This is a genomic window from Mycobacterium sp. ABE4_509 (genome assembly GCF_056160785.1).
The window spans coordinates 1-6826 of sequence record NZ_JBSWXU010000210.1 but is presented as its reverse complement, the minus strand read 5'-3'; the positions used below and the strand labels follow the sequence as shown (position 1 = coordinate 6826).

General features: G+C 70.1%; 8 protein-coding genes. 7 read left to right on the top strand and 1 reads right to left on the bottom strand.

Going from position 1 to position 6826, the window contains the following annotated elements:
• Positions 1-539, bottom strand: a 539-nt coding sequence (locus ACXAID_RS26380) for an alpha/beta fold hydrolase (protein WP_475025134.1), incomplete at its 3' end; no start/stop codon positions are given.
• A gap of 205 nt (positions 540-744) precedes the next feature.
• Between ACXAID_RS26380 and ftsH the strand changes: the two genes are divergently transcribed.
• The 7 genes from ftsH to ACXAID_RS26345 form a co-directional block, all read left to right on the top strand.
• Positions 745-3117, top strand: coding sequence for an ATP-dependent zinc metalloprotease FtsH (gene ftsH / locus ACXAID_RS26375; RefSeq protein ID WP_475025133.1), 2373 nt, complete (start codon positions 745-747; stop codon positions 3115-3117).
• A 34-nt stretch (positions 3118-3151) separates the two neighbouring features.
• Positions 3152-3760, top strand: coding sequence for a GTP cyclohydrolase I FolE (gene folE / locus ACXAID_RS26370; protein WP_475025132.1), 609 nt, complete (start codon positions 3152-3154; stop codon positions 3758-3760).
• A gap of 44 nt (positions 3761-3804) precedes the next feature.
• Complete coding sequence (gene folP / locus ACXAID_RS26365; protein WP_475025135.1) at positions 3805-4632, top strand: dihydropteroate synthase; 828 nt, start codon at positions 3805-3807, stop codon at positions 4630-4632.
• Positions 4625-5011 carry a dihydroneopterin aldolase gene (gene folB, locus ACXAID_RS26360; RefSeq protein ID WP_475025131.1) on the top strand — a complete coding sequence of 129 codons (387 nt, stop codon included), beginning with the start codon at positions 4625-4627 and terminating at the stop codon, positions 5009-5011. The genes folP and folB overlap by 8 nt, the downstream gene beginning before the upstream one ends.
• Before the next feature lie 7 nt (positions 5012-5018).
• The gene (folK, locus tag ACXAID_RS26355) at positions 5019-5546 is read left to right on the top strand and encodes a 2-amino-4-hydroxy-6-hydroxymethyldihydropteridine diphosphokinase (protein WP_475025130.1); all 528 of its coding nucleotides are present in this window, start codon (positions 5019-5021) and stop codon (positions 5544-5546) included.
• A complete protein-coding gene (locus ACXAID_RS26350) occupies positions 5546-6022 on the top strand; it encodes a DUF3180 domain-containing protein (RefSeq protein WP_475025129.1) in 477 nt (158 codons plus the stop codon). The genes folK and ACXAID_RS26350 overlap by 1 nt, the downstream gene beginning before the upstream one ends.
• A gap of 77 nt (positions 6023-6099) precedes the next feature.
• On the top strand, positions 6100-6826 hold a 727-nt coding region (locus tag ACXAID_RS26345; RefSeq protein ID WP_475025128.1), incomplete at its 3' end, for a DUF6779 domain-containing protein.

Genomic DNA, 6826 nt, shown 5'->3' with positions numbered 1-6826 from the left:
GGCCGGGCGGACGCGAACAGGCGCCGGAACGTGGTGGCCGGGTCGGCGGCCAGTTCGGTGTCGGCCGGGCCGACCTGCTGGAAGTACAGGATGTAGAAGAACCGGTCGCCGAACAGGCGGCGGAACGCCTGCGTCGTGGGCACCGTGGGGCGGGGCACCGGCGGCAGGCTCAGCCCGGCCACCGCGCAGAACCGGTCGGGGTGCAGCAGCGGCGCTGCCCAGGCGACGACCGCGCCGAAGTCGTGTCCGACCAGCGCCGCCTGTTCGGCGCCGACGGCGTCGAGCAGGCCCACCACGTCGGCGGACAGCTCGGCCACCGTGTAGGCCTCGACGTCCACCGGCTTGTCCGAGCCGCCGTAACCGCGTTGGTCGGGGGCCAGCACGTGATAGCCGGCGTCGGCCAGCGCGCGGACCTGGTGGCGCCACGAGAAGGCCACTTCGGGGAAGCCGTGGCACAAGACCACCACCGGCGCCCCGGGTTCACCGGCCTCGGTCACCCGCAGCGTGACGCCGTTGGTGGTCATCATTCTCGACCGCATGGTGGACACCCAACCATGCCGCGCTGAGCTGGTCGGAGCCCCCGCTGGACGGCCGTCGGGGCGTGGCGGGCACATCTGGGAACTGCCGAACGTTCCTCTAGCGTGGTCAAGCGGTAGCCTTGACTATTCCAGCTGCGCGTATTGGAAGGATTTGGTCGACGGTTCCGCCCCGCCGGCGCCAGGAATCGATGAACCACACACTCATATGAACCGCAAGAATGTGATCCGCACCCTGACGGTGATCGCCGTCGTGCTGCTGCTCGGCTGGTTGTTCTTCCGCCTCAGCGACGACACCCGCGAGTACACGAACGTCGACACGTCCGTCGCGATGGCACAGATCAGCAGCGACAACGTCAACAGCGCGCAGATCGACGACCGCGAGCAACAACTTCGCCTCGAGCTGAAGAACGGCAACGGCGACACCGAGGACAGCACCAAGATCATCACCAAGTACCCGACCGGGTACGGGGTCACCCTGTTCGAGGCGCTCGAGGCCAAGGGCGCCAAGGTCAACACGGTGGTCAACCAGAGCAGCATGCTCGGCACCCTGCTGATCTACATGCTGCCGCTGCTGCTGCTCGTCGGGTTGTTCGTGATGTTCTCCCGGATGCAGTCCGGTGGACGGATGGGCTTCGGCTTCGGTAAGTCCAAGGCCAAGCAGCTGTCCAAGGACATGCCCAAGACGACCTTCGCCGACGTGGCCGGCGCCGACGAGGCGGTCGAAGAGCTCTACGAGATCAAGGACTTCCTGCAGAACCCCAGCCGCTACCAGGCTCTGGGCGCGAAGATCCCGCGCGGTGTGCTGCTGTTCGGCCCGCCCGGTACCGGCAAGACGCTGCTGGCGCGTGCCGTGGCGGGCGAGGCCGGCGTTCCGTTCTTCACCATCTCGGGTTCGGACTTCGTCGAGATGTTCGTCGGCGTCGGCGCCTCCCGGGTGCGGGACATGTTCGAGCAGGCCAAGCAGAACAGTCCGTGCATCATCTTCGTCGACGAGATCGACGCCGTCGGGCGCCAGCGCGGCGCCGGCATGGGCGGCGGCCACGACGAGCGCGAACAGACGCTCAACCAGCTCCTCGTCGAGATGGACGGGTTCGGCGACCGGCAGGGCGTCATCCTGATCGCGGCCACCAACCGGCCCGACATCCTGGACCCGGCTCTGCTCCGCCCGGGCCGCTTCGACCGGCAGATCCCGGTCTCCGCCCCGGACCTGGCCGGCCGTCGCGCGGTGTTGAAGGTGCACTCGCAGGGCAAGCCGATGGCCGAGGACGCCGACCTGGAGGGCCTGGCCAAGCGCACCGTCGGGATGTCCGGTGCCGACCTGGCCAACGTGATCAACGAGGCGGCGCTGCTCACCGCCCGCGAGAACGGGACCATCATCACCGGGCCCGCGCTCGAAGAGGCCGTGGACCGTGTCGTCGGCGGGCCGCGCCGCAAGAGCCGCATCATCAGTGAGCACGAGAAGAAGATCACCGCCTATCACGAGGGCGGTCACACGCTGGCGGCGTGGGCGATGCCCGACATCGAGCCGATCTACAAGGTGACGATCCTGGCCCGCGGCCGCACCGGTGGTCACGCGATGGCGGTGCCCGAGGACGACAAGGGTCTGATGACCCGCTCGGAGATGATCGCGCGACTGGTCTTCGCGATGGGCGGCCGGGCGGCCGAGGAACTGGTCTTCCGCGAGCCCACCACCGGCGCGTCGTCCGACATCGACCAGGCCACCAAGATCGCCCGGGCGATGGTCACCGAGTACGGCATGAGCTCCAAACTGGGCGCGGTGCGCTACGGCACCGAGCACGGCGACCCGTTCCTGGGCCGCACGATGGGCACCCAGGCCGACTACAGCCACGAGGTGGCCCGCGACATCGACGACGAGATCCGCAAGCTGATCGAGGCCGCCCACACCGAGGCCTGGGAGATCCTCACCGAGTACCGCGATGTGCTGGACACCTTGGCGGGTCAGCTGCTGGAGAAGGAGACCCTGCACCGGGTCGAACTCGAGGCGATCTTCGGCGATGTGAAGAAGCGACCCCGGCTGACCATGTTCGACGACTTCGGTGGCCGGGTGCCCTCGGACAAGCCCCCGATCAAGACCCCGGGCGAGCTGGCGATCGAGCGCGGCGAACCGTGGCCGAAGCCGGCGCCGGAGCCGGCGTTCAAGACCGCGATCGCGCAGGCCTCGCGGGCCGCGGCCGAGGCCGCCCACCGCAACGGCACCAACGGCGCCAACGGCGCCAACGGCGCCGGCCCCAACGGGTCTTCGGGAAGGGCGCCGGAGAACGGACCCAAGCAGCCCGATTACGGCGCCCCGGCAGGCTGGCACGCGCCGGGTTGGCCGCCCCGGGACAGCGCTGGTGGTCGTCACGAAGGCGGCTCGCAACAGCAGCCGCCGCCCGGATACTGGTATCCGCCGCCGCCCCCGCCGGGATGGCAGCAGGGCCCGCCGTCGTATCCGGGATACCCCCCGTATCAGCAGCATCCCCAGCCCGGACAGCCTCAGCACGGTGGGCCGGGAGCGGACCCGTCGGAGGAGTCCGGCCGCGACGGCGGCGGCGAGGGCTCGTCGCACCGCGGCTGACCTGTCGGCTGATCACTGAAACGGAGAGACTTCGATGACGCGGTCGCACAACAACACGGCCACGCTCACCCCCCCGGCTTTCGACCAGGCCCGCGCCGAGGCTGCCGTGCGCGAACTCCTGATAGCCGTCGGTGAGAACCCGGACCGTCCGGGCCTGCTGGACACCCCGGCGCGGGTCGCGCGGGCCTACCGGGAGATCTTCGCCGGTCTCTACACCGATCCCGACGACGTGCTCAACACCACGTTCGAGGAAGACCACGATGAGATGGTGCTGGTCAAGGACATCCCGATGTACTCGACCTGTGAGCATCATCTGGTGCCGTTCCACGGGGTGGCCCACGTCGGTTACATCCCCGGGACCGACGGCCGGGTGACCGGGCTCTCGAAGCTGGCCAGGGTGGTCGACCTGTACGCCAAGCGCCCGCAGGTGCAGGAGCGGCTGACCGCGCAGATCGCCGACGCGCTGATGCGCAAGCTGGGTCCGCGCGGAGCGATCGTCGTGGTCGAGGCCGAGCACCTGTGCATGGCCATGCGGGGGATCCGCAAGCCCGGCGCGGTGACCACCACGTCTGCGGTTCGCGGACAGTTCAAGACCGACAAGGCGTCCCGCGCCGAAGCCCTGGATCTGATCTTGAGAAAGTGACCCCGGCCAGTCTTCCGCCCACCACACCGACCGGCGTGCAGGTGATGGGGGTCGTCAACGTCACCGATGACTCGTTCTCCGACGGAGGCCTGTTCCTCGACCGTGACCGCGCCGTCGAGCACGGTGTCGAGCTGGCCGGTCAGGGGGCGGCGATCGTGGACGTCGGCGGCGAGTCGACCCGGCCCGGCGCTAGCCGCATCGACTCCCAGGTCGAACTTTCCCGGGTACTTCCGGTGGTCGAACAGCTTGCCCAGCAAGGGATCACGATCAGCATCGACACCATGCACGCCGATGTGGCGCGAGCGGCGCTGGAGAGCGGGGCGCGCATCGTCAACGATGTGTCCGGCGGTCGGGCCGACCCTGACATGGTGCGGGTGATCGCCGACGCCGGGGTTCCGTGGGTGCTGATGCACTGGCGCTCGGTCGGCGACCGGCGACCCCATGATGTGCCCGGATACGGCGACGTCGTCACCGAGGTCCGTGACGAACTTCTCGCCGGAGTGGACACCGCGGTGCGCGCCGGGGTCGACCCGGCGAACCTGATCATCGACCCGGGACTGGGATTCGCCAAGACCGCCGAACACAACTGGGCGCTGCTGGGGGCACTGCCGCAGCTGGTCGAGACGGGCATCCCGGTGCTGGTGGGCGCCTCGCGCAAACGGTTCCTGGGCGCCCTGCTCGCAGACTCGGCGGGCGAGCCACGACCACCCGACGGGCGCGAGACCGCCACCGCGGTGATCTCCGCGCTGGCCGGATGGCACCGTGTGTGGGGCGTTCGGGTGCACGACGTCAGGGCTTCGGTGGATGCTCTGGCGGTGGTCGACGCATGGCGACTGGCGCAGGCCGGGCTGGGGGAGCAGGCCAGTGGCTGACCGGATCGAGTTGCGCGGCTTGACGGTTCGCGGTAACCATGGCGTCTTCGACCACGAGCGGCGCGACGGCCAGGATTTCGTCGTGGACATCACCGTGTGGATCGATCTGCGTGCGGCGGCGGCCAGTGACGACCTCGCCGACACCCTCGACTACGGGGGTCTGGCGCAGCGCGCGGCCGACATCGTCGCCGGCCCGCCGCGCCGGCTCATCGAAACGGTGGCCGGACTGATCGCCGAGGACGTGATGACCGACGAGCGGGTGTATGCCGTCGAGGTGGTGGTCCACAAACCGGCTGCGCCGATCCCGCTGGACTTCGCCGACGTCGCCGTGGTGGCGCGCCGCTCGCGCCGCGCTGACCGGCCAGGCGTGGGCGGGTGAGGCGTCGATGACCTCAGTGGTGCTGTCCGTCGGGTCCAACATCGGCGACCGGATGGCTCACCTGCAGTCGGTGGTGGACGGGCTCGGTGCTGCGGTGGTCGCCGTCTCGCCGGTGTACGAAACCGACGCGTGGGGCGGTGTCGAGCAGGACCCCTTCCTCAACGCGGTGATCCTGGCGGCCGATCCCGCCGCCGATGAGCGCTGTTGGCTGGACACCGCGCACCGGTTCGAGGCGGCGGCGCGCCGGGTGCGCGACCTCAGGTGGGGGCCCAGGACCCTGGACGTCGACCTGATCAGCTGTCGCGGTGCGTCCGGCGAGGTGATCAGCGACGACCCTGAGCTGACCCTGCCCCACCCGCGCGCACATCTGCGGGCCTTCGTGCTGGTGCCGTGGCTTGCCGTCGACCCGGACGCCACCCTGACCGTCGGCGGCGAGCCGACCCGGGTTGCCGACGTGCTGGTCGGCCTCGACCCGCAGGAACGCGCCGGTGTGCGGACGACCGGTCGCTCACTGCGGACCGGGGACGGTCGCTGATGGGGTTGACCCGCAAGCGCGACCTCGCGCTGGCCGTCGTGCTCGCCGGGGTGCTCGGCTATCTGCTGGTGCGTGTGGTGTACCGGTGGTTCCCGCCGATCACGCTGTGGACCGGAGTTTCGCTCCTCGGGGTGGCCGCGGCGATCGGTGGCTGGGGGTTCCTGGTCCGGGCCCGCATCCGCGACGGTGAGGTCGGCGTCGGCGGGGGCCGCCTGCATCCGCTTGCGGTGGCCCGCTCGGTGGTGATCGCCAAGGCCTCGGCGTGGATGGGCGGTGTGGTGCTGGGCTGGTGGTTGGGTGTGGTGGCCTATCTGGTGCCCCGGCGCTCCGAGCTGCGGGTGGCCGCCGAGGACACCCCCGGTGCCATCGTGGCCGCGCTGTGCGCCCTGGCGCTGGTGGTCGCGGCGCTGTGGCTTGAGCATTGCTGCAAATCGCCCGACGACCCGCTCGACGACGCCGAACCGGCCGTGGACTGACCGAACAAGTCGCTCAGCAGGCCGAATCGCCGTCCGGGTCGACACGCTTGCCGACCTGTGGCGGGTACAGTCGGCCCATGACCGATCCGACCCGCGGCGCCCGGCTCCGCCGCGGCGGACGCCGGCCTGGTTGGTATCTGATGACGGCGTTGCTGGTGCTCGCCATCGTGGCGAGTTCGGCGCTGGTTTTCACCGATCGGGTCGAACTGCTCAAGCTCGCAGTCATTCTCGCGCTGTGGGCGGCGGTGGTGGCCGCGTTCGTGTCAGTGGTGTACCGGCGTCAGAGCGACAGCGACCAGGCCAAGGTGCGCGATCTGAAGTTGGTCTACGACCTGCAACTCGACCGGGAGATATCGGCGCGCCGCGAGTACGAGTTGTCGGTCGAATCGCAGCTGCGCCGGGAGTTGGTCGCGGAGCTGAGCGCGCAGCAGGCCGACGAGGTCGCCGCGCTGCGTGCCGAGCTGGCTTCGCTGCGGATCAACCTCGAGTTCCTCTTCGATGCCGACCTGTCGCACCGGCACGCGATCGAGGCCGACCGCAGCAGGGCGGCCGGGTCGTGGACACCGCGCGGCGACGCAGCCGGGCGCAGGGTCAGCATCAGCCGTGTCGATGCCGAGGACGTCGAAGAGGTCCCCGACGAGGACTACGCCGAAGTGGATCACGGCGACGGTGAGGACCGCTCGATCATCGACGTTCCGGCCGAGCCGCATCCGCCGGAGAGCGAGCAGCCGGCCCCGGCCGGTGAGCCGCAGGGAGCGCACCGGCGGAGCGGCGGGGAGCCGTCGCATCGGCACCGCGCCGAGG

Bases quoted from the DNA above. Each gene is read 5' to 3' on its own strand.
- ftsH (WP_475025133.1), top strand. From the start codon at position 745: ATGAACCGCAAGAATGTGATCCGCACCCTGACGGTGATCGCCGTCGTG.
- folE (WP_475025132.1), top strand. From the start codon at position 3,152: ATGACGCGGTCGCACAACAACACGGCCACGCTCACCCCCCCGGCTTTC.
- folP (WP_475025135.1), top strand. From the start codon at position 3,805: ATGGGGGTCGTCAACGTCACCGATGACTCGTTCTCCGACGGAGGCCTG.
- folK (WP_475025130.1), top strand. From the start codon at position 5,019: ATGACCTCAGTGGTGCTGTCCGTCGGGTCCAACATCGGCGACCGGATG.
- ACXAID_RS26350 (WP_475025129.1), top strand. From the start codon at position 5,546: ATGGGGTTGACCCGCAAGCGCGACCTCGCGCTGGCCGTCGTGCTCGCC.